Origin of the sequence: Marinobacter sp. F3R08, from assembly GCF_018860425.1 — a bacterium.
In the GTDB taxonomy this organism is placed as follows: domain Bacteria; phylum Pseudomonadota; class Gammaproteobacteria; order Pseudomonadales; family Oleiphilaceae; genus Marinobacter.
In genome coordinates, this window is sequence record NZ_JAHKPI010000025.1 from 680,239 (window position 1) to 702,327 (window position 22,089).

Below are 22,089 nucleotides of genomic sequence, written 5' to 3' on the forward strand. Positions count from 1 at the left end.
TGCGCTACCGTTAAAACGTGTAGGAGAGCTCCCCTACCAAACGACGTCCCGGCATCGGGAAATCGTTTGGAATAGGGGCGCTTGGTTGTGCGTAGGGGCTAGGATCTCTCACATCCTCATTGAACAGATTCGTTACTGATAACGAAATACCAAGTCCAGGCAGGAGATCTTCGGTCCGGAGAGTTATGTCGACGGTGGTGTAGTCTGCCACCGGATCTCTCTGATCGGCTGCCGTCCTTTTTTGTTCTCCCACCCAGTTAACCTGTGAACTCAGAAGCCAATCCGACGATACGGACCAGTCAGCGCGTGCATAAACCTGGTGATTCGGTGCATCGCCGACTAACTGCCCGGTACGTTCATCTTTTGCCCTCTGATAAGCGTAATTCGCCTTCAAAGCGAGATTATCCAATGCGTCGAAGGACACCTCAAACTCACCGCCACGGCCGGTCCTTTTGCCTGCGTTCTGATATTCCGGAGCGATCACTTCGGAGATAGAAACGGCGCTGATGAGATCGTCGATTTCGTAATAGAACAGGTTCAAGGCGTAGAACAGGCGAGGGGTTACCTGGTGAGACAGTCCGATTTCATAAGTATCGACTGTTTCGGCATCCAGTTCTTCGTTTCCGGAATACACGGGGTTAGTCGCAACGTAAAGCTCGTTCAGAGACGGGGCGCGAAATGCTCGTCCGTATAAAAGCTTGGTTGTAATCGTATCGGTGGTTGCCCAGATCAGAGCCGCCCGGGGGTTAATGGTGCTGCCAAAATCGGAATAGTCATCAAAGCGTAGTCCACTGACTAGCTGCCAGTTCTGTGCGAGTTTCCACTCGTCCTGAACAAACAGGTAATAATTGGTCCGATCCTCTTCAGGCATCCAAACTTCATCTGGGTTTTCAGAAACATCAACGACACGGCCCTTGGGACTGAAATCAGGGTTGAAGTTTTTGTGCTCAGTTACCTCATAAAGATCAGCCCAGAGTGTACCGATCCCGGTATGAATCTGATGATCGCGGAAGCCCCGGTAAACCGCACTCAAATCTAACCGTACCTGATTCTCCTTGTAGCCGGGACTGCCAATCAGGCCATCTGGAAAATCACCACCAAACGCACCTGCCGGATACAGAAGGATGTCATTCTCAGGTTCCTGAGTGATATTGAAGTAGGAAACGCGAGCTTCTGCGTCCAGGCCTTCAACCATATCGGTCCACCTGTAACTGTAATCCAGATTCAACCTCCGCGAAGAGTACTGGCCCTCCGGATCCAGTGCCTGCGCAAGCCCCGGTCCTGTTTCCAGATTACTCCGGTCCTGCACACCTGCACGTAACGTCCAGCGGTCATCCTCGATTTCAAATCGGGCATCCAGCTGGTCTACACCGGTATTCACAGAGCCGGGAGCCAGGGATGCTGAGGTTCCGAATGCCTCATCAAGACCTGTCTGGGCATCGCGTTCAATAATATCGTCCCAACCATCCGTGGTTTGGTATTCAAGCACCACACCCAGTGCCAACCCGCCAATCTCATGACCGGATTCGAGCCAACCCCCACGGGTGTTATTGCTGGCCAGGCGGCCGCCAACGGTCTGACCGTCTATCGATTCAGGCCCTTTGGTCAGGATGTTTATCACTCCCGAATAAGCGTCTGCTCCGTAGAGAGCCGACCCAGGTCCCCGGATAACCTCAATTCTATCGATTGCCTTGATAGGCATGCCGCCCCAGGCGTTGCCACGATTTCCATACATCATCGTGGTGGTTGGAATACCGTTGATAAGCAGCAGTGCCTGGGCGTTATTGCTTGTGCTAATGCCTCGGAAAACGTATTTGGGTGAGAAACCCTGGTCTGAATGGTTCACATGAAGGCCTGGCACCGTTTCAAGTACCTGGTCGAGGTCTGTCGCACCCATGGCTGCAATGTCATCGGCACTTATTACCGAAGTGACAGCAGCAGCCTTATCAAGGGGCGTTTCTGTTCCAGATGCGATAGAAACTACTCGTATCTGGCCGAGCTCTTCAAGAGGGATATCCCAGAGTGAGTCTTCTGCCGTTACTGCACCCGACACCACGAAAAAAACGGCACCGAGCCCCATCTGTAGGGACAAGGGCCTTGGTGTAACTCGTCTCAAGGGCAACAGTAAGTGGTGCATAACAGATTTTCTGGGCTCCATATCTTTGGATAAGATGGAATTAATGGGTCGTTTGCGCTTGAGGAGTAGCTCAAGACAAACATGCACCTGCACAAACGGCAAAAATTTACGTGTTTTCATCACGCAAAAACGAAAAATGCTGACTGAATAGGAGTTTAGCTTCATTACTTTGAGAAGCAAGTCTTTGAGGCAGGGGAGGCCACGCAAAGTACTGAATCTGCTCAGGACTCATGCAATTTAGAGCACCCTTCCGTCATCACTTTCACCGAAAAAATCCAAGTAGGTCAAATATCATCCAGTGTTTAGCGATTCCAGGGGTAGGGTAAGGCTTACCGGTCGGTGAAAAGCCCGAACTAATGATCACATTTATTCCAGTTCGAATATAACCCTTGGGTTCTTGCGTAGGTCCGGCAAGCGTCGGTTTGTGTGGTGAGGGCAATACAATTGTGTTCATTGAAGCAATGATTGTCATCTGCAACCAGACACAATTGTTTACACATTTCTGCTCTATATTGGTTGATTTATATAATGCTCGTTAATTTTTAACGCTAGATATGACCAGGCGCTCAGCGATATATAGATATAATCGACATATGACTTAATTTTACATTAAAGATCACTTTTCCTAACAAAAACACTTTAAACTAATAGGTTCCTAGGAGTTCGTGGTTTAACAGTTATGCTTTGATCAGCGAATTCAAAAGAAACGATGTACGTATAATTAGTTACTTGTCTATTATTAAAATGAAAGGTCTTTAAATGTCAGTGGATTCAGCGCTCAGCAACATATCTGTCGGAAAGAAGCTGGGTATTGGTTTTACCATTACGCTTTTATTCTCCGTAGCCATTATCGCATACGGATGGAACACCATGAGTGCCTACAAGCAACGTTCTTTTATCGTTGGTGAAGCGAGCTCCGCAGAATCGTATTTGCTGGATGCCAGGATTCGCGAGAAGAATTTTCAGATTCGCGGTGATAACCACTATATTGAAACCGCGAAGGAGAGAGCTGAGCGGGCTGTTAGCGTCCTTCTTCCATTGAAAGACATTCTGGTTTTGAAGGAAGACGACGAGCGTGTTAATCACGTTGTAGACGGTGTCCGTAAATACAAAGCCCTGCTCGATGACCTGGAAGAGAGCGTCCAGCAAAGCATGCGAGGTGGCAGCCGAAATCTGCAGGACATTGAGGCAGCATTGGTTAAAACAGCTCGCGCGAATATTGAAATTGCAGTTGAGCTTCAGGAAATTCAGCTAAACCGAATGGCGCAACAATACAAAACTGCCATAGCGAGTTTTTTGACTATTGGCCTGGTTGCGCTCCTTGTTTCGGGTCTTGTTGCTTGGTTTCTGGTTCGTTCGGTTACCCGCCCCATCCGTGAGACGGTTGCTATTGCAAATCGCGTTGCATCTGGTGATCTATCAACCACCATCAAAAGTGACCGGGAAGATGAATTCGGTCACCTGTTTGCCGCTTTTGACACGATGGTCACCAGCCTTCGGGATTTAATCAGCCAGATTGATCAGGGGGCAACGAACATCGCATCGTCGTCGGAAGAACTGGCAGCAGTCACCGCGCAAACCAGCCAAGGCGTTTCGGAGCAAAGCGATAATACTGATCAGGTTGCAACGGCGATGAACGAAATGGTGGCCACCGTTGGTGAAGTCGCCAAGAGTGCCGAGTCGGCGTTTGCTGGCGCTCAACGAGCAGACGAGAAAGCAGCTGAAGGTTCAGAGGCAGTTGAGGCAACCACAGCTCTCGTAACAGACCTGGATAAGCAAAGTAACGACGTAATGAAGCAGCTTCGAGACCTTCAAGGGGATACTGCAAATATTGGATCTGTACTCGAAGTTATTAAAACGGTTGCGGAACAAACCAACCTGCTGGCGTTGAATGCGGCAATAGAAGCAGCCCGAGCGGGAGAGCATGGACGTGGCTTTGCAGTGGTTGCAGATGAAGTTCGTTCCCTGGCACAACGAACACAGGCCTCGGCTACCGAAATAGAAACACTGATTCACAATTTGGTTGGCAGTGCTGAAAGCTCGGTAAACAAGATGGAAGAGGGCACAGAGCTTGCCCGGGAAACGTTGCTAAGCGCGCAGAAAACGGGCGAAACGATCAAACAAATGGTTGAAGCAGTGGAAGATATTCGCCAGTACAATAGTCAGATCGCAACAGCTGCCGAACAGCAAACCAGTGTCGCGGAAGACATCAACAAGAACATCACTCTGATACGAGACATATCCACTCAATCCGCCGCGGCCACAGAGCAGGTCTCTGTATCCAGTGGTGAGCTCGCGTCATTGGCCGACGGTCTGAGCACTCAAGTCAATCGCTTTCGTTTGTAGTGACGAAACCAAGGATTAACAGACTTGTATGCTGGAAGGTCGGGTTTATCGAGAGTATGGTTGTCTAAGGACAATCATACTCTCTTCGAGGCAGCAGGTGTTTTTGGGCCAAGGGACCATCTGACATTCATCAGGGATCAGGAAATATTTAATTCGATAAACGATCAGAATTAGCAGGTTTTAATGAAACTCTTAAGGCAATATAAAAATAAAGTTCAAAAAAGGTTTTTCCGATTGGAGCTCTCTCGTGAGCTATATTGGCGCTCAAAGTTTATTCCTCCTCTCGGGTTTATTGCCGTAGTTTTATTTTCAATCTACTTTTATTCATCTGAAATCTCTACCTCTATCACTACTTGGGCTGTGGTTTTTTCTATAATCTATGCTTTGATGTATGTTCTTTTTTTTGATGGAGGTGCAGAGCCTAAAGAAGAAAGTTACATTTATTGGACTTGGAGCTTTATTCTGGCTTGCTGCATTGCCGCCGCAATGTGGGGGATATTCCCATTTATTGTTTTCCCCAGCCTGGGGCATTCGGACCAGGTTGCGCTTATTATGATGTTATTTGCTATAATTTCTGTACCTGTTCCTGCACTTTCACACTGTTCACCTCTGGTTTTTACCTATTCAGCCATAATTGTTATATCTGGTGGTTCATCATTTTTAATCTATCATGATGGTTTTGATAAGCATTTAGCTTTTATGGTTGTTCTTCTTTTTGCCTGCATAATGTATTTGTTAGAGCAGAGAAGAGTTTCTAAAAAAATCCTAAAATCTGTTGATGATAAAGATCTATTAAAGACAAGCGGGATAACAATTAAAAGACTAAGGCATGATAAATATCACGATTCGGTGACCGATTTACTGAATCGTGAGGGAATATCTACATACCTGAACCGTACTGATGCTTCGCTATCATCGTTTATTATTTTTTCTTTAAAGGTGCGGGATGTCGATGCGCTGTATTCAAGCCATAGTAAGTCCTCCATCGACGAGATTATTCGCGACCTTGCTTCACGCCTACAGGCCAGCGGCTTTGACCATAAGATAATAGCCCACCTCGGCCTTGGGGAGTTTTTGATCCTGGTTCCCGGAGTAGAAGGGAACATGTCGCATTCACTGGGAGGGGATTTATTTGGCCTGTTCGAGGAACCAGTAACAACCTTCCTGGGACCTATGAACTTCAATCTCTTGATTGGCTGCTCAGCGTTTCCCGACGATTCCAGTGACAAAAAAGAAGTGGTTAATTTTGCGTTGGCTGCTCTCAAAGAGGCGGATAAGCACTCAGGCAATCGGTTGGAGCGCTACACGGAAGACATGGCCATGAAAATGAATCGGCGCGCGTTTATCCGATCACAGCTATCCGTTGCAATCAAACGGAAGGAGTTTTCTGTACATATTCAGCCAAAAATCAATGTTCAAAAGAATATTGTTGAGAGTGGGGAGGTGCTGGTTCGTTGGTATAGCCCGTCAATGGGGATGGTTAGTCCGGCAGAATTCATACCCATAGCTGAATCAACCAGCGATATCATCCCGTTAGGAAAATGGGTGCTCGAAGAAACCGCTCGTATCTTGATAGGTTCATCGACGTTGCCCGAGAAGTTTTCGCTTGCAGTCAATGTGTCAGTCAAGCAACTGACTGATCCTCAATTTGTCCCGCTTGTTCAGGAGATTACCGGCCAACTTCATGGTACTGGCCGCTCTCTGGAGCTAGAAATTACCGAAACTATGATGATTACGGATGAAATAGAGGTAAACCAGGCGCTCGAGAGAATCTCAGCATTAGGCGTGGGGATCGCATTAGATGATTTTGGCACTGGTTATTCGTCTTTGAGCTACCTGGCTTCGATCAACGCAGACACGTTGAAGCTCGATAAGTCGTTTATCGATCCGATTCCACAAAACGGTCGGCATTCGTCATTTGTCTCAACAGTTATCGCAATGGCACACAGCTTAGACATGCCGCTGGTGGCCGAGGGAGTTGAAACAGCGGAACAGTATGAATGGCTGTCCCAGAATCTGTGCGATACCGTTCAGGGCTACTTCATCTCAAAGCCTTTAGCACTCGACGAATTTTTTACCTGGCTGGATAACAATGTATGCAAAGAAACGAATCAGGTAAGTGAATCGGTGTTTTCCGGGAATCCGCCATAGCGTGCCTGCATCATGGATGATCTTATGCTGGACGATGGATCCTGTGGGTAAGACTGGTATTGAATGTGGTGATTAAAGCCGGGTCGTAACTTCTGACTTTCGTGAAATCAGCGACTTAAAACAAAAGTACAGATAGCGTAAATTTTTGCGTAAAGCTAAGTCGTAAATTCCTTTCAAAAATAAAGCTAAAACGTAAATTTTCAACCACAAATCTATTTAAAAACAGAGATATACACGATCCAGTGTTACTGAATATAGCATGGCTATGTGGAATGGAAAACAGTCTAGAAGGGTCAGGCTGTTGAGATCAGGGATGTGTCAATTCTGGAGGGTTGCTTGCGAAGGAGGGACTAACGTATTCGGTTCGTGGTCGCGGACGTAACTCAAATTCAATGGTTCCAGTTGTCTATCAGGTCATCATAATTTGGATCCTCGTCGCAGGAACCGATCTCATCAAAATTCACATACAGCCCACCGCGATCGAACCCAACGTCTGTAATGACCAGCGTTTGGTTGAATTTAAACGCACGGCGGTTGAGCTGTTCGAAAAGGAGATTGTGAGACCCCACAGCCAATTCTTCGGGATACAGAAAAATAAGGTTCTGGAATCGGAGTGAGGGTGGAGGTAGTGAGGCGGAATATGCTTCAATCAGACAACGAAACCCACGTCGAGTTTTATAAGACGACATTGAGGTCACGGGATTCTTAGATTTGTCGTCGGTCATTTAAGCAGCCTCGTTCAATGCGAACTTGTCGCATTCGACAATTCCAACAAAATGCCCTCCTGGAAGTTCCTCCAAAAGAACATTTGTTCCGGAACGGTTCAGTTGTTTCCAGACATCCGATACTGGTATTCCCCAGATGGCAGATTCTCTCCTTGCGATGCGGTAGCGATTCAACAATTCCTTTACCGTTTTGAGTTCGTACCGAATACCGGGCCCATACCACCGCTCACTGGGAAGCACCCCCTCCTTTCCAAGGAAATCCAGTACCCCTTCAGGAACGCCAAGCATTTTCATAACAGTTAAGCGATCCAACTGTTCATCGTCTGCCCGCTTGGAGAGTTCAGATTCGCAGCAATCGATCAAGTCTTTCCTCCTAACCCTGATTCCTGCCAAACAGGCGGAGTTCTCAACCAGGGCGAACCGCAAACTCTCTGAATGCAGCCAATCAATGCAATCAACCAGGTCAAATCCGAATCTCTTGGCCACTCCCTCCGCGTCTTCAAGATCAAGATCGGTGACATCATCGATCGAGGTTGTATGAGCCTTCGACAGCAAATCAGAGATGTCCTGAGCCACTCGACTAAGATCGAATGCCCGATCTCGGAGGATTTGAGTTTTGGACTGGCAGTGCAGGATGCCCCTGAAAACTAATTGGTTTACCTGATGGATTGAAATGCCGAGCACTTCGGCGACCGTATCAGCCTCGGAGATATCCTCGGCAACCACGGTGTCTAGGTGCTTTTGATGCTTTTTTGGGATTACCAAGCTTGGATCGCTGACGACAGTTAACTCAATCTCCTCGAATGACAACTGGGAAGAGGCTACTGGATTTAACAGTTTTTCGAGTCTCTCGGAACGTACGCCTGCCAAGGACCGTCGAAATGGATTTGTGAGATCGGTCGGGGTAAATCGCTCGGATACATGTCGATTCCACCACTTGTCGCAGACCAGCCGGTATGCGCTCTGCATCATTAGAAAGTGCTTATGCGGATGATACGGTACCTTCGCCCTCGGCCAGATGGAGTGACCCTCCATAAATGTTGAGTGCAGATACGCTTGGTAGAGCCCGTCCAAATCTGGAGTAATTTGCTGGGCCAATGAATAATTAGTGAAATCTTCATCGCCAAGCGCTTTCGACCGAGCCCCCCATTTGTAACCGCAGGTCCCGCAACCATGAAGAAGATTTTCATCCCACTTCAAGGTGCTGTCGCATTCAGGGCAACAATCCAAAATGGGGCTATGGTGTGAGTCGCATACGATATGGTGAGCAACTTGCCACTCAAAGCAATGGTAACGCTTCTCAGAAATGCAGTATTCGCAAACTCTGGGGGAACTGACGACAATATCTCTGATGATTCGGCGCGGATCCTCGCACCGGCGTTGCTCTCGCAACTGAGCAAAGTGATTGCCGAGCTTGCCTGGAGAGGAGCCAAGTGACACCTCCAACGAGTCCAGCCACCTGTCCATGGATATCAATTTGTCTGATAGCGATGAGGGGAGCGTATAGCCAAAAACCTGTCGAGCGAACGAGTCTGGGCTTCTAAAGCCATAGCTTGACGTCAACCTGACGCTGTATCCCGGCAAACTCTCATTCGGATGGGGGAGAGGGCGGTAAGGTAGAAGCATTAGAGATCCCCCACTATTTTTTTGATTTTCGAAAGAGGCAGAAGAAAAGGGTTGTCCGATATCAACGCGCCCTCTGTGGTCTCTCCAGAACCAATGAACGCGCGTTGGTGTGCTTGGGCAAGAACGTCCAGGGTAACAATTTCGTCCTCTTCGTGGAGGTCGATCAATTCTCCGAACAGGTTTGCGATGAATCCTGGTACGCCAAGTGTCGCGCAATAAATTCGAAGGAGATTATTCTCTTCTGTCAGATGCTTACAGTGAAACGGCAAGGCCTGCTGCAAGATTTCAATGTAACTCCGAAAATCAGAGAGATCTTCAGGGGTTCTGATGGAAAACGGCTTAAGCTGGTATGCTCCCTTGAATCTCCTGCGTATGTGGTTCCCGCCCAGCGTGAATGTGGATTTGACTGGATCGGTACCAACCAAAACCCACGGCACACCGGTTATGTTCATCACCCGCTTAATGAATCGCACGATCTCTGGGAACTCCTTCGTTTTCTGAGGAAGGACCTCCTGGAACTCATCGAAAAAAATCAACTCGACTCCCAGCTCTACGAAGGCTTTCTTAATCAAATTTATCAGCCTGGGAAGCGTTGCTGTGGCGGGATAATGCCAGTCAAGAGCATGCAGTATCTCTTGAGCTAACATTTTGTTGGTTTGACCACTGTGGGTTTCGATCGTGATGACGGGGATACGTGTCCGATCGCTCTCGTCGACCCGAGGGTGCTCTAAAAGGTACTCATCAATAAGGGTGGTTTTTCCAACACCCGAATCACCGTAAACAATGGTTCCCCTAACTCGTGAGCCGCGTGTGGAGTGCGCTCGTCTTACGGCGTCTAGAGCCTCGCCAAACGCAGGATGCTCCACGATGGTGTCCAGAAATGCCTCTCTTTCTTTACCGGAGATTTCCATTATCCACGCTCCCTGATTTTGAATTCACGGGCACGGCGTGGCTTAGGAGAACTGGACGGTTCATTATCACTGCCCATCACGTCAGAAACGTTTGCAGCGGGTGACAATGCAGGATCAGAATTCGAGTCCATGTCGGACTGTCTGAAGTACGCTTCCAACTGATCATTCGACATTGGCTGCGCGTCGGTAGCCGGTGGTTGCTTTCGAGTTCGCTTGGAGCGCCCGACGTCCCGAGCCCTCGTTTGAACATTCTGAAATTCTTCGGAATCTTTGAGTGTGTCGGAGTGTCGCAGGTTTCCTATGAGTTTTTTCTGGGCCTTCAATTTCGACAGCGTCATCCCCTCTGGCAGATCTTTGGTACATGGAACTGTCAGGTACGTCCTCGTTTCTGGATCAAGGACCATCACTTTCGTCAAAACCTGCGAAGACCAACGGACTTCGACTTTAAGTCTGTCTCCGTAGTTCTTGACCAAGCGGAAATAAAGGTCCTGAAGCGCGACAGAGTTATACTTGAGATCATTTAAGTGAATGCCTTTGGTCGGATTCAGCACCCGTTTAGTTAAGTTTCCGCCAAATGAGTTGGCAAAGCTGAGATCATTTACCATCTCCGGTTCGCCATATTTCTCAATCCCTTCCAGCCATTTTTCATGCGGCGACATACCGTTGAGTTTTGGTTGAGCGGCATGGTTATAGCCATTGACGAGGTAGGTAATCATCATTTTTTCGAACTCGGCGGCCATAAAGCACCGCAGGTCTTTCAGGCTATGGTCGAACTTCAGCAGGGGAGATCGCTTCGGAACATATCCTCTGAGTCGTTTCAGAAAATCTGCCCTCAGGACTTTGAAATAGCTTTCGATGTGTGGTTTTTTCCAGCCTTGACGGGCTTCCGTTACCTCCCGGTGAATCTGAAGTTGACCTGCCAGGGTAGTAAAAGCTTCAGAAATGATGGCCGTACCTGGGTCGCCGACAATCGTTGTCGGCTTACCGCCTGGCCAAGGGTTCGTCAGGTAGGAGAGATCATGATGTTTATCCCGAAGTACTGACTTCAAGCATTCGGTCACACCCTCACTTTTTTCGGCAATGTTGATACCGTAATCCATTGCAAAGCCGACGATTGCTTTCGAATAGACGTCTATGGCGAGGTAGACGATCACTTTGTTGGCAATCAAGTTCAGATACTCATCTACCAAGTACATCGTCAAATGGGCTGCGTCGATCTCGACGCGCTCAAGGGGATGACGTACTTCATAGGTACGAAGAGCAATACGAGTTGCTTGAACAAGGGCGGAGTTACCCTGCCGCGTTTTGAGTTTGATTCTCGGGTCGATGCGATTGTAGTGATCGTAAAAAGCTTGTTTGCTGGGTATCCGATTCTTGGATTCAAGTGCTTCTGCCTGAGACCGAAATTCTCGGTAGGCTCTCGCAATGGTGCAGTGATTACGCGTGAGCACAAGCTCATCAATTGTGTTGGTCATCAGCTCCAAATACTCGGGAGCGATTGATGATTTTCTTCTCGATGTGCGGCCAGCAGGGAAAAAGACCAAGATATTTTTGCCAGCTTCCGTCCACTTCCTGAACCATTTGTACAGAGTGTCGGGTTTTGGCGCTGGCATTACGGCGTCCCCGTGCTTCCTTACCACGTCTTTTATGACCTTGGCAGCAGTCCTCTTACTGCCTGTGTTTTCGTAATGGGTCATGGGCTCTAGATAAGCCAACAGATACTCGGCTTTTTTTGCTTCTGTGCTTGTCAAAAACGGTTTCCGAATGACCTCTGAATCAGGGCTGTCGACGTTAAATCGCATGCGCCCTTCTTGGTAAGCAATCTGAAGAACTTTTTTCGAAACCTCCCGCTGTACCGCATCTTCAGTGAAAAGGACGAAAGAATCGCCGTTCTCATGGGCAATGAGTGCATTTTTGCCGTCCAAAACAATACGGCTACCAGGGCCAAACAAAGGTTTAGTCATTGTTTGTCCCCCATACTGCTGTCCAAGGGCCTATTTTTTGGCGGTCGTCGAAAGCAAGTAATCCTTGGGCAAGGCCAGCGTAGACGGTGTTCACATTTAGTTTGGCTTCTTTCGATTGGGCGATAACGCTTTCAATCGGAGTGGGTGTTAGAACACGTCCAAAAGCGGAGTGGGCTGCGTCGTTAAACGCATGGCCAAGGTATCTGTAGAGGAACGCAAGATTTCCTCGCCAGTTGCAGTTGTAGGGCGCTGTTGAGATTCGAAGTTTCAGCGGAACGCCAAGTACATCACCGAAGAGTTCTGTCAGAAAAAGATGCTTGGCCTGGAAGTTTGGTCGATTTGCTCCCCTCCAGCTCTTGATTTCTTCAAACCAAAACCTGCCATCAATTCCTTCGCAAAGAACATCCGGCGTATACCGTCGCTTAGCTCCATTTCTTCGGTAGGTGAACGTGTCTGGTTGGGTTAGGTAGCGACGGACCGTTGGATCAAACTCTAATTCGTATAACGCACCCACTTCAGTCCTGCTCTCACAGAACATCTGTGCTCGATTCTTCTTCGAGTAGAACTCGATGGCAGGTTTGATACGGGAATACTTGTCTCTGTTTTTGGTTGGCATTTCTTTATCCTCAATTTGAGAAAAAGACTAGCGCCGAAGAACATGGTCGTCCATACTCTTTTTTCAAGAAAAAACGTTAAAAAACAGATATTTAATTTTTTTATATTAAAGAAATCTGATTATTTAATTAGAGAAGCATGATTTTCTTAGAAAACATTATTTATATATAAATTAATGCATATCACCTTTGGTTCTAAGCGCAAGCTATCGATAAGTCAAAATATTCTGGAATCAGATGGGGAGTTTTGATCATGAAATCTGAAATTGGCGTCGACACCGTCATAAAAAATTGGTTTTTGATCGACTTTACGCATAACGAGGAGCCAATGGATAAGAGGGTGCTTTGGGGAATCGTCGTAATAGACTACAAAAATCGCTGGATCGAGGGGGACTATTGCTGCACGAGCCTGGTCCTCCACGAGTACGAGGGGCAGGTGTTCCATACCAAAAACAGCATTTATCAGGCCGAGGGCGATGGGAAACGGATTGTTTTGCCTGTGGAAGCAGTTAACGCCATCAGGGCAGGCCATTCCCCAGATGATTGGGAGGTCTTAGTGGACCTCAATCGCCAGTTTCCTGATTGGAAATGAAGAGAGGATCACACTATGCGAATTGTATGCATCTCAGATACCCACAGCATGCACGACAACATCACAGAGATTCCGGACGGAGAAATTCTCGTTCACGCCGGGGACTGCCTCGGACGCGGGTCCATTTTTGAGCTTGAAGATTTTAATGTTTGGTTAGGGGAACAGCCTCATCCTCACAAAATTCTTATCGCTGGCAACCATGATTGGTGCTTCCAAACACGTCCCGAGGAAGCTCGGGGCATGGTCACGAACGCAATCTATCTTGAGGATTCGGGAGTAACGATAGGCGGACTTAAGTTCTGGGGAAGTCCTGTCACACCTACATTTCTGAATTGGGCATTTAATCGCGATCGCGGCTCGGAAATCGCAAAGCATTGGGCACTCATTCCAGGCGATACAGACGTTTTGATCACCCATGGGCCACCTCATGGGATTCTGGATATAGTCGTGCAGAACGATATAGAGCTTGAGGTAGGGTGTGAGGATCTTAAAGAGCGTATCGACCAACTAAGCCTCAAGGCACACATATTTGGTCACATTCACGAGAGCTACGGCTCGGGCACTCGGGCCAAGGATGGGGCGGTTTTTGTGAACGCGTGTAGTTGCTCGAAAGCTTACCGGGCGGTGAATCCACCGATCGTTATAGACGTTGAGCCTTGAAGAAGGCGAGCGGCCAGCTTTTTTTGGCGTCAGCTACGAACGCCACGGGGTAAGGCTATGGAATCTAAACATAATGTGAACGCAGGAATGTCCATCACGTGGAGTAATACCCACCAACGATTCCTCAATCAGTTGCTTGCAAAGGCTGTCAATGACGGGACGCTCATAGTGCTCAATTCAGACGATTTCGTCGTTAGTGAAAACTTCTTTCTACAGTCTGAGTCAAGAGGCTTTCTGGCAGGCATCCCAAGGGAAATGCTTGACCAAATGATAGCTGTTTGGATCAAGAAGTACTGGGAAGCAGAGCGGTAGGCCCATCGAAGTGTGTAATTCTTATTGGTGACAGTTTTTCGTCAAGCTGGTATGTTCCGAGAAGGTACAGTGACAGAGCGTCACGAAAACGTCGAAAACAGGCAGGTGAAGAGATGGTCGGACCAAGAGTTTATTAGTTTCAGTGTCTTACGCCTCTTGCACAATTCCGCATTGGCAGAACCACGATGGAGACTAAACAATGAAATCCTTCAGCCATTCTTGAGCTTGATGGCCCGAATCAAAAGTTTAAAGCTCAGGCGGCATACACGTCGGATACTTGGTCGCCAGGCTGAGAACATCACGTTGTAACTGCTCTTTACCACCAAGCACCACAGCCTGCATGCACGAAATCACTGCTAGACCATTCGCATTGCGTTGCACATCTTCAAGCAGTTTTAAGGGGTAGCCATCGTGATGTCTCCGGATAGGGTGAATTCCAGCATGTGCATAAGAATTCAAAGCTTTCCAGGAGTTCTCTTTGAAGCGGACAAGCGCCGTGTGAAGTTGAATGGGCCCGTTGCTCTCGAGAGATTTAATCATCTGGGCAATCTGGGGCATATTCTTTGCTGCTTGCTCTGATTCGATGGAGAGATCCGCTGTAAGTTTTGAAACTTGCTCGTTCGATGCCCCGAATAAGACCCAGGCTGAACGCGTCAACGCTTCAAACTGCGCGCGATGAATAACTACCGCCGACGGTAGCCGTCCCGCGCGGAGAAGCGAGCGTGCGGCATGCCAATGTTCCAATGAGAGAGAGCACGCGACGTCACTTACCCTTACCCTGGATGAATCATCATAGAGCGGCAGATCAATTATCTGTTGCAGTTCAGAAGCAAGCTTATCAGAAGCCTCAAAAATTCCAGTTCCGCTCATTCGGTGGTTCCTACCACATGTGTCCATGGTGGAATTCAATTGAATGCCTTTTGTTCCCGACAAGGCCGAGCAACTCGTTAATTGAGAAAGAATTCCTGATCAATGCACAATCCCGTTTCTCTCATGACGGGAATCACGTGTGCCTCCATCCAAGCGCAGCCTGTGTCTGGAAGCGAGCCTTGGTTGGTCTTATCCGCCAAAGCCAAGGGATGGCCGTGACCGCGTTCAAGAGCCTTTACCAAAGCCTTATACCCGGTCTTCCATGGTTCGAGTTCCGGGAACGTCGTGCGCATCTGGCGATATATGGATAGGCCTGCCGGGTCGAGGTCACCGAAATAGTAGATGGGGCCGAGAAATTTAGAAGTACCGAACCAGGATTCGTGGAAGTGGTTAAGCCAATCAGATTCGGGGAACGGGGAATCGGACCAATAAAACCGGGCCATCCCTTTTGTCCGTATTCGCGAGGTGGTGCCTTTGAACCCTTGGGCAAAGAGAATCGTCAGATTTTCGGCACTTTTAATTTGTCCGTTGGAAGCTGCCAGAAAAGTATCCATGTTCTCCACAAGCAGGATACCTTCAGCGCCTGGACGATAGGTGCCCTCGATGAGTACAGGGCGTGAGAGCATTTGCGTAACCTGGATCGAGAACAACTGGTCAAGAAGCCTTTCTTTTCCCTTAAGCGCTTTTGAGTCTCCCCAGAATAATTGAGCACTCAGCTGATAAAGGGTTAGGGGACTAGCGGCCAGCGTTTCTGGAATCCTTGCTAGGCGCTCTACTACAGCCGCAGGTTTGTATTGAGTGAGCCTACCAAGGTTTGCTGGTTTAATAAGCTCTGGCGCTTTGAACGCATGCCTTAATGGGACTAACGCCTCCTGCCATCGGAGCGATTCCTCGTCTACCACGGGCCGGTCAAGCCAATCACGCATTAACGGTTCGCCCTCAGGGGCGATAACGATTCGAGTGTGCTCCCAGGGGGCATCGCTTCCGATACCGCGTGAGCGGGTTCGCTCAAACGTGACAATGCCAAGTGCTTCTAATTGGGTAAGGTGATGCCATGTGACGTCATCTTCGCCGGGCTCTCGTGGTGAGAACAGTTCAGGAAAGTGCTTCGGCAGAATGCGATCCGTAAGTCGCTTAGATCGTCCTTCGAAAGGCTGTTTGTCCAACATATCGAGATAACGATTGAGCGTGCGTCGAACACAGGTGTTTTTGAGACACGGTGGGCGATCAGTCATTCACGGCCACCCGAAGCTTGTTCTTCAAGCTCGTCCAAAAAATCAAGTTCACCGTTTTCCGCACGATTGCTGACGAACTGCTTTTCTCTATCGTACAAATCGTTAATAGCTTCTTTCTTAAGCCAGGCGGTGTGCACGTAGACTCGCGTGCTTAGTTCGCCAACTTTTTCAGGTACGTAAGATTTGGAGACGTCATACTTCAAGTTGACCTGGTCGTAGTAGATCGACGCACTCTTGTTCGGAGCGACGAAAATGACTTGCAGTCCGAGGCTCGTGCACAGGTAATCCAGTACCTTTTTCGATCGGGAGTCGTCCAGTTTGGCGAATGACTCATCAATCAAAACCATGCGTAAGCTCTGCGCCTGCTGGTCGAACTTCAACGCCGAACTGAGCGCAGCCGCTTTGATGACGTAGCTGGGCGTCTCCATCTGTGCACCGGATCCTGTCCCATAGCTTTTCAGGGAGATTTCCGTGTCGTCGATAATCTTCAGAATGTCGTATGACCGATAATTTCTGTAGTCGGTAATTCGGTTCAGCTCTACCAGGGATCGGTCTAGCTCGTCACTGATCAGTAAGTTTCGAATCCGCTCAAAAATCTGTTTGCTCTCGTCTGTAAGATCACTTTCCATGAGCAATACATCATTGAAGTCAGACTCAGTAACTTCTTTGAAAAAACGCAAATAATCGTCGTACTGAGGGACCATTTCGGAAGTGAATTTGTAGCGGTCGTCACCGAACTTAATGTGCTGGAGCCTCCTGTTCAGCATATCGAGGCGACTCTTTCCGTCCCGAATGGCATTGACCATCTTGTAGCATATTTCGTTGACAAAGATGTCCTGAAACTCTTTGGACATGTTGGCAAGATCGTGTTTGTGTTTTGCCAGGATGTCGTTACGGAATTGGGAGAGCAAAGAGTCCACCTGTCGATACAGATCAGTCAGCAGGACGAACTCATGAATAACGCTTTCCACTTCATCTTCATCTGTGCTCGCTGAAAAATATCCCGAGACATCCACAACTCGTTGCCGGACCTTTTTCAGGTTGAACTCACGCGAAGCATCCTGAAGGACCCGTGTAGCCTGACCAATCCGCTTGAAGTAAGACGTCTCGAAGTGAAACAGCAAGTCCGCATCGTCCGTGGCGGCCTCATCGATAGCCTCCAATTCCTCATCCACATCGATGGCGGGCCAGTGTTTCACCATTCGCCTTATTGATTCCTCTTCGCTCTCAACCGCTGAACTGGCTTGCTCTTTTTGATCACTTACGTAATCGATAACACTAAGAAGCTTTTCGCAATCGCTGTTTAAAACAGCGTCCCGATTAGATTCTTCTTCGAGTTTTCGATTAACCCTGTTGCTCTCATTGCTGGTCTGCTGAATCTCGTTTTCCAGCTCTTGTGCGTCGGACAGATCCAAAGCGTCGAGTTCGCCTTTAACACGAAGCTGTTCCTTTAGAGCATTCTCCAAGTTCTGCAAAGAGGACTCGATCTGCGGTGAGCGGCAGTCTTCTAGGGAACTGCGCCAAAATGAGGCATTACGATTCAGGCGATCGACGTCCGTCTGTTCTTCTTTCATAGCCTCAAGCCGTTTCTTTTTCGCCTGGAGGGCTAATTGTTTTGCGTTCTGCCCAAATACCAACTCTTCATCGTTCATCCTTACGGTGAACATTTTGTAGGCCCCAGAAGCTTTACCGTCCCGGGTCAAGCCACGAGGCGTCTGGGTCAAAATGTTGTCATCGGTTACCGTGACAACATTGCCAACGCTGCCTTTGACGTAGGCTTCAGCTGTGGGATGGGAGAACTCAAGAAGGTGAAAAATAGAGTCAGACGGAGGATTGCGCCCTTCACTGTCACGCCGGGCCTTTTTGCCTTGGATGATGGCGTTCGATGACTGAAAATTTCGTCTCGACAAAGCATCGGCTTCACGCTTTACGAGCGATAGGGCTTCGCGCTCATACTCCTCGTCGACCAGTATGACGAAGCGGTTGTTGCCCATAAAACCTTCGATCGCTAGCTGCCATTCTGGGTCCCGGACTTCAATATGATCACAGAGCACACTGGCGTTGGCTTGGGGCAGCTCCTGCTGTATGAGTTTAACCATGGTGTCGACATGACGGGGAAGGGTGATTTGCCCAGCGGTTTCCAGTCTGTCGATTTCAGTGGTGAGGGTCTTTATCTCCTCATCAAGAGCCTGTTTTCGAGTGCGGACGTCGTAGAACGTTTGGTCAATGTCGTCCTTGGCGGACTGAAGGAGCGTCGCCATTTCAGAGTATGCAGCATCGGTTTGCCGACCGGCAGTCTTCGCTTTTGTTATGTCATCTAGACTGCTTTCTTGAAGCCACTGTTGAACCGTAGTTTGATCCCAGCTGTCCTTTTCGATGGCACTGGAAAATACGGCCTGCCATCGCTGAGGGTCGCCGGAAGGTGGTTTGGCACCTGGCAGACTCAACGCCTGCAACCCTGCGTCGGCAATTTTTCGTTGCTGATGTCGAAGTTGATCGGCCTGTATGACAGCGCTGGTGAGCGTTGTTAGACGTGACTGCAAGTCATCGAGTAATTGTTCAAGGCGTTCCTTCTCGCGAAGAACATCTATACCTCTCGCTTGGGCCCTCAGGGTAATGAGCTTTTCAGTCAGTTGCTCAGACTCTAACCGCAACTCACTAGCGTTCTGTCGAGCTTCTTCTTGCTGTTGAAGCTTTTCTTTCCGCGTCGTCGTGTGCCCAATATACTCACGCTGCAAACGGGCTTCTTCACGTTTTTTGCTTTCGTAGCGGTGCAAGCTTTCCTTGATTCGATGCTTTATCAGTGAGCTGGAGGCGGAATGCATGGATTCCAAATCGGCTACTGCTTCATTGATCAAATGAGCTTCCTGCTCCATCTCATAAATCGACTTCATCATACTGGCGACTCTCTGAACATCCTTGCTCATATCGCTTTCTTCAAGAACCTCCTCACGAACAAACTCATCGAGGCCCGTGTCCATCGGCTTGTAGGCCATGAACTTAGAAATCTGCTTCGCGGAAGCCTTAGCTTCTGTTCGGTTGCAGACTTCCTTGCCCTGAAGCGCCCCATACAAATGCACCAGATAGTCTTCTTTGCCTGAACAAACTTGGACGCCGATATCTGGGTAATATTTCTTGAAGTGTTCCTTAACCCGCTCGGGGGCAACTACGGTTTTTCGGCTGCCTTCTGAAACCATGAAGTGGTCGCAAGAAAGGGCTTCACCCTTCACCAACGCAAAACTCTGGACATCCTCCTTGGCAGCCATCTTGGCCCCTGACTTCTCCAACCGGGCGCTGACACTGACAATCGCTGTGAGAACCTCCGTTCTTTCTCCGGGGACATCCGGGCGAAAAACTGCAATCAAATGACAGAAAGCTCCATCAGGTCTCGCGTATCGACCGTCGTCACAACCGAGAACGTAAGAAGCGAGCGATCGCGTCTCTTTTTTCTGGCTGTGCTGCTTCGTCTCGTCCTGACCGGGGTTGTACTGGAACAGACCGCGTTTCGCAGCTGTCATCACCGTTTGAACAGCGTCTACAATGGTGGTCTTTCCAGCCGCAGAGTGCCCCGTAATCAGGTTGAGTCGGGGGTCGAACTCGTATTCTCCGATTGGCAGATTAGCCCAGTTTATAAGTCCAATTTTATGCAGTTTCATCCTTCGACATCCTCGTCGTCGGTCATCTCAAGAGAGAAATCATCCGGAACGCTATAGACTTCCTCTTGATCCACAGTGACACCTAGCAGTCGATTGACTTCATCTAGCACCGAATTGAGCGTGTAGCAAAGAATGGTGCTTCTAATACCGATATAGGCATCAGGTTCAGAAGCGTCTTTGTATTCAGCAATACGCAAACGCTTCAGAAACCTCAGTAATTCCTCGCGTTCACTTTCCTTGTCCAGTGGCTGCTTGGCGATCATTGCAAAGGTGTGGCTTAACTTTTCCACGTCAATAAACGCCACGCCCTCATCGCTCACTTTCCCTTCCCTCAGAAGCTCCTCGAAAAGGTAGCGCGCCGTAATGAGCATTATTTTCTCATTACGTCTAAGCGTTTGCTGGTAATGATGCTGCTCGGTATCGTCGTTATAGACGCCGGGAATTTCAGCTCCTGGTGGGTAGCAGACCACATAGCGTTGGCTCGAATGATGAACGAGGGTGAAACCTAAAACCCCAAGGTAGTCTCGAACGAGTGCTTCGAGCCGGAGGTATAAATCGTAGTCCTCACCCTCGACTTGACTTTGGCGTCTGTAGATCGCTTGGTGGTTCAAAAGCCGATTGACGATGCGCCGGAAGTCGGACAAATCGGCATTGGCCTGCTTCAATTCCTTATCTATGTAGTCAATCATGCCGCGCCTCAAATTCCTTTAGCTCGGGTCCAACGTATTCAATCTCGTAATCGTCGGCAATCAGGTAGGGATTTTCGTAAGTCTGACCAACTGGGTGCACCATAAAGTCGTTCTTCTCATTGGCAATGCTGCCTACTACCGGACCGTTTAGCACAAAAAGCAACGAGTCCACATCGCCAATTAACACATCGCTGGCCTGGAGTTTTCGCCCATTCGCTAACTCTTTGATCGCGCTTTCCCGAATCCTGGTGGTATTCACAGCGAATAGTCTCTCGAGCGCGTTCAGGATGTATCGCTGTCGCTTCTGTTCAGCGGTTTCCTCGACGGGCTCCGTGACTGTATCGTCAATCACCTGCTTTTCGCGTTGAATTGGAAGCCTGACCTTACTTGGGTTAATAAGCCCCATTCGTACATGCCCAAGATCATTAAGGCTGCCATCGAGGACGCTGTTGAAGTCTTCTTCGGCCATAGTCTTGAGTTCGCTGACTACTTTGAAGATCGACTCGTGTTCGTGCTCTCCGTAGGAAATGGTGGTCAAGTGGTCTATGAGCAACTGCATTCGGCGCATGAAAGAGTCAGCTTGGTGTCGAAGCTCAGGAACCTTAAGTTCGCAGGCTTTATTGAGGCAGGTGTCAATCGTGTCCAAAGCCCATAAAAGGATTGATGCTGGGTTCCCAGGGAGGCGCTCTCTGTATGTCTCATTGCGAAGGGCTCGTTCGATGAGCGCCTTCTTATCGTTTGGTAGGGCATGGAGCCTGTCGATGATGCCGAGGATCTCACTCTTATACCGCTCGATCGAGTCGGTTTTAATTCGGGTTCTCAGCTCAGGGACGAGACGGTTACGGACATAGCCCATGATGTCGTCTCCGGCTTGCTTCGCTTCTTCGAGGTCTTTATTGACGACTTTAATGAGGTAGCGCTTTTTCTCGTCCAACTCTTCAATCAGGCTATTGAGGTCAATGACTACCTTGCTTGAGCTATGGACAGCGAACAACAGATCCTGAGGATTTGGTTTGTCCGTCAGGACGGAATTATAGAAGTTATTGAGTAGAGAAAGGGTGGTTCGGGTGTTCTTGGTTTGCGGCAGTAACTCCTCAAAATCTCGTACAAAGGGAGCACAAAAGCGCCTACCTGTGGGGGATAGCTGATAGGACTTCCGCATAGTCACCGAATCCATATAGTCGGTGATCCATCCGCACTCCATCAGTCTTCTTAATACTTTTGCGGCCCGATCCTGAACAGAAAGGTTGTCATCTGTCTCATCAGAAGCATCCATATCCGGATCGCTCTCAAGTATCGCCGTACGGCTTATGGCACCTTGAAAAATGGTCAGGACGTCTTCTCGGTTCAGGTGCACGTTGTAGTCAGCATCCCAGCTGTATAGCCGGGAATACAATTCACGAAGGCACGAAACCACGACTTCGCGATAGCGCCCCACCAATGGGCGGAAGAAGTTGGCATTTTCGTCGACAAAAAAAGACTCGACCCTGTTATCGAGGTTGGGTGGCTCTGGTGCAGCCTTCATGATTCCGTCCTTGTTTTCGGCAGAGAGGTGAGTGGCCAAATGCTTAGCCACTCACTTAAAACACCAATTAAAATGC

The 22,089-nt window shown here is 48.7% G+C and carries 15 protein-coding genes and 1 pseudogene; 4 read left to right on the plus strand and 12 right to left on the minus strand.

Features of this window, described 5'->3' with window-relative positions; translation table 11 throughout:
* Positions 1-10: 10 nt before the first annotated feature.
* Positions 11-2,137, minus strand: coding sequence for a TonB-dependent receptor (locus tag KO499_RS18505; protein ID WP_323133369.1), 2,127 nt, complete (start codon positions 2,135-2,137; stop codon positions 11-13).
* 759 nt (positions 2,138-2,896) lie between these two features.
* Here KO499_RS18505 and KO499_RS18510 point away from each other — a divergent pair.
* Together KO499_RS18510 and KO499_RS18515 are read left to right on the plus strand one after the other, a co-directional pair.
* Positions 2,897-4,483, plus strand: coding sequence for a methyl-accepting chemotaxis protein (locus KO499_RS18510; RefSeq protein WP_215985217.1), 1,587 nt, complete (start codon positions 2,897-2,899; stop codon positions 4,481-4,483).
* Between the two features lie 183 nt (positions 4,484-4,666).
* Positions 4,667-6,634 carry a putative bifunctional diguanylate cyclase/phosphodiesterase gene (locus KO499_RS18515; protein WP_215985218.1) on the plus strand — a complete coding sequence of 656 codons (1,968 nt, stop codon included), beginning with the start codon at positions 4,667-4,669 and terminating at the stop codon, positions 6,632-6,634.
* A 389-nt stretch (positions 6,635-7,023) separates the two neighbouring features.
* Here the strand turns inward: KO499_RS18515 and KO499_RS18520 are convergent, their stop codons facing one another.
* The 6 genes and pseudogenes from KO499_RS18520 to KO499_RS18540 all read right to left on the minus strand — a co-directional run bounded on the left by KO499_RS18520 (position 7,024) and on the right by KO499_RS18540 (position 12,476).
* Positions 7,024-7,359 (minus strand): hypothetical protein, encoded by a 336-nt coding sequence (locus tag KO499_RS18520; protein WP_215985219.1) that lies wholly within the window; start codon positions 7,357-7,359, stop codon positions 7,024-7,026.
* Complete coding sequence (locus tag KO499_RS18525) at positions 7,360-8,559, minus strand: hypothetical protein (protein WP_228340044.1); 1,200 nt, start codon at positions 8,557-8,559, stop codon at positions 7,360-7,362.
* Between the two features lie 51 nt (positions 8,560-8,610).
* A pseudogene (locus tag KO499_RS19985) lies at positions 8,611-8,985 on the minus strand (TniQ family protein); the annotation flags it as partial.
* Positions 8,985-9,896: a TniB family NTP-binding protein gene (locus KO499_RS18530; protein ID WP_215985221.1), complete on the minus strand. Its 912-nt coding sequence runs from the start codon at positions 9,894-9,896 to the stop codon at positions 8,985-8,987. The gene KO499_RS18530 and the pseudogene KO499_RS19985, both read right to left, overlap by 1 nt.
* The gene (locus KO499_RS18535) at positions 9,896-11,860 is read right to left on the minus strand and encodes a DDE-type integrase/transposase/recombinase (protein WP_215985222.1); all 1,965 of its coding nucleotides are present in this window, start codon (positions 11,858-11,860) and stop codon (positions 9,896-9,898) included. The genes KO499_RS18530 and KO499_RS18535 overlap by 1 nt, the downstream gene beginning before the upstream one ends.
* Positions 11,853-12,476 carry a hypothetical protein gene (locus KO499_RS18540; protein WP_215985223.1) on the minus strand — a complete coding sequence of 208 codons (624 nt, stop codon included), beginning with the start codon at positions 12,474-12,476 and terminating at the stop codon, positions 11,853-11,855. Before KO499_RS18540 ends, KO499_RS18535 begins: the two co-directional genes overlap by 8 nt.
* Positions 12,477-12,727: 251 nt before the next feature.
* Here KO499_RS18540 and KO499_RS18545 point away from each other — a divergent pair, with 251 nt between their 5' ends.
* Together KO499_RS18545 and KO499_RS18550 are read left to right on the plus strand one after the other, a co-directional pair.
* The gene (locus KO499_RS18545; RefSeq protein WP_215985224.1) at positions 12,728-13,066 is read left to right on the plus strand and encodes a DUF6957 family protein; all 339 of its coding nucleotides are present in this window, start codon (positions 12,728-12,730) and stop codon (positions 13,064-13,066) included.
* 15 nt (positions 13,067-13,081) lie between these two features.
* Entirely contained in the window at positions 13,082-13,726 is a 645-nt protein-coding gene (locus KO499_RS18550; protein WP_215985225.1) for a metallophosphoesterase family protein, read from the plus strand.
* A gap of 558 nt (positions 13,727-14,284) precedes the next feature.
* Here the strand turns inward: KO499_RS18550 and KO499_RS18555 are convergent.
* The 5 genes from KO499_RS18555 to KO499_RS18575 form a co-directional block, all read right to left on the minus strand.
* Positions 14,285-14,908, minus strand: coding sequence for a DUF6988 family protein (locus KO499_RS18555; protein WP_215985226.1), 624 nt, complete (start codon positions 14,906-14,908; stop codon positions 14,285-14,287).
* Between the two features lie 77 nt (positions 14,909-14,985).
* Entirely contained in the window at positions 14,986-16,143 is a 1,158-nt protein-coding gene (locus KO499_RS18560) for a DUF2220 domain-containing protein (protein ID WP_215985227.1), read from the minus strand.
* Positions 16,140-19,799 (minus strand): SbcC/MukB-like Walker B domain-containing protein, encoded by a 3,660-nt coding sequence (locus KO499_RS18565; RefSeq protein WP_215985228.1) that lies wholly within the window; start codon positions 19,797-19,799, stop codon positions 16,140-16,142. The genes KO499_RS18560 and KO499_RS18565 overlap by 4 nt, the downstream gene beginning before the upstream one ends.
* Complete coding sequence (locus KO499_RS18570) at positions 19,796-20,488, minus strand: DUF4194 domain-containing protein (protein WP_215985229.1); 693 nt, start codon at positions 20,486-20,488, stop codon at positions 19,796-19,798. Before KO499_RS18570 ends, KO499_RS18565 begins: the two co-directional genes overlap by 4 nt.
* Complete coding sequence (locus KO499_RS18575; protein ID WP_215985230.1) at positions 20,481-22,013, minus strand: Wadjet anti-phage system protein JetA family protein; 1,533 nt, start codon at positions 22,011-22,013, stop codon at positions 20,481-20,483. The genes KO499_RS18570 and KO499_RS18575 overlap by 8 nt, the downstream gene beginning before the upstream one ends.
* Positions 22,014-22,089: the final 76 nt, after the last annotated feature.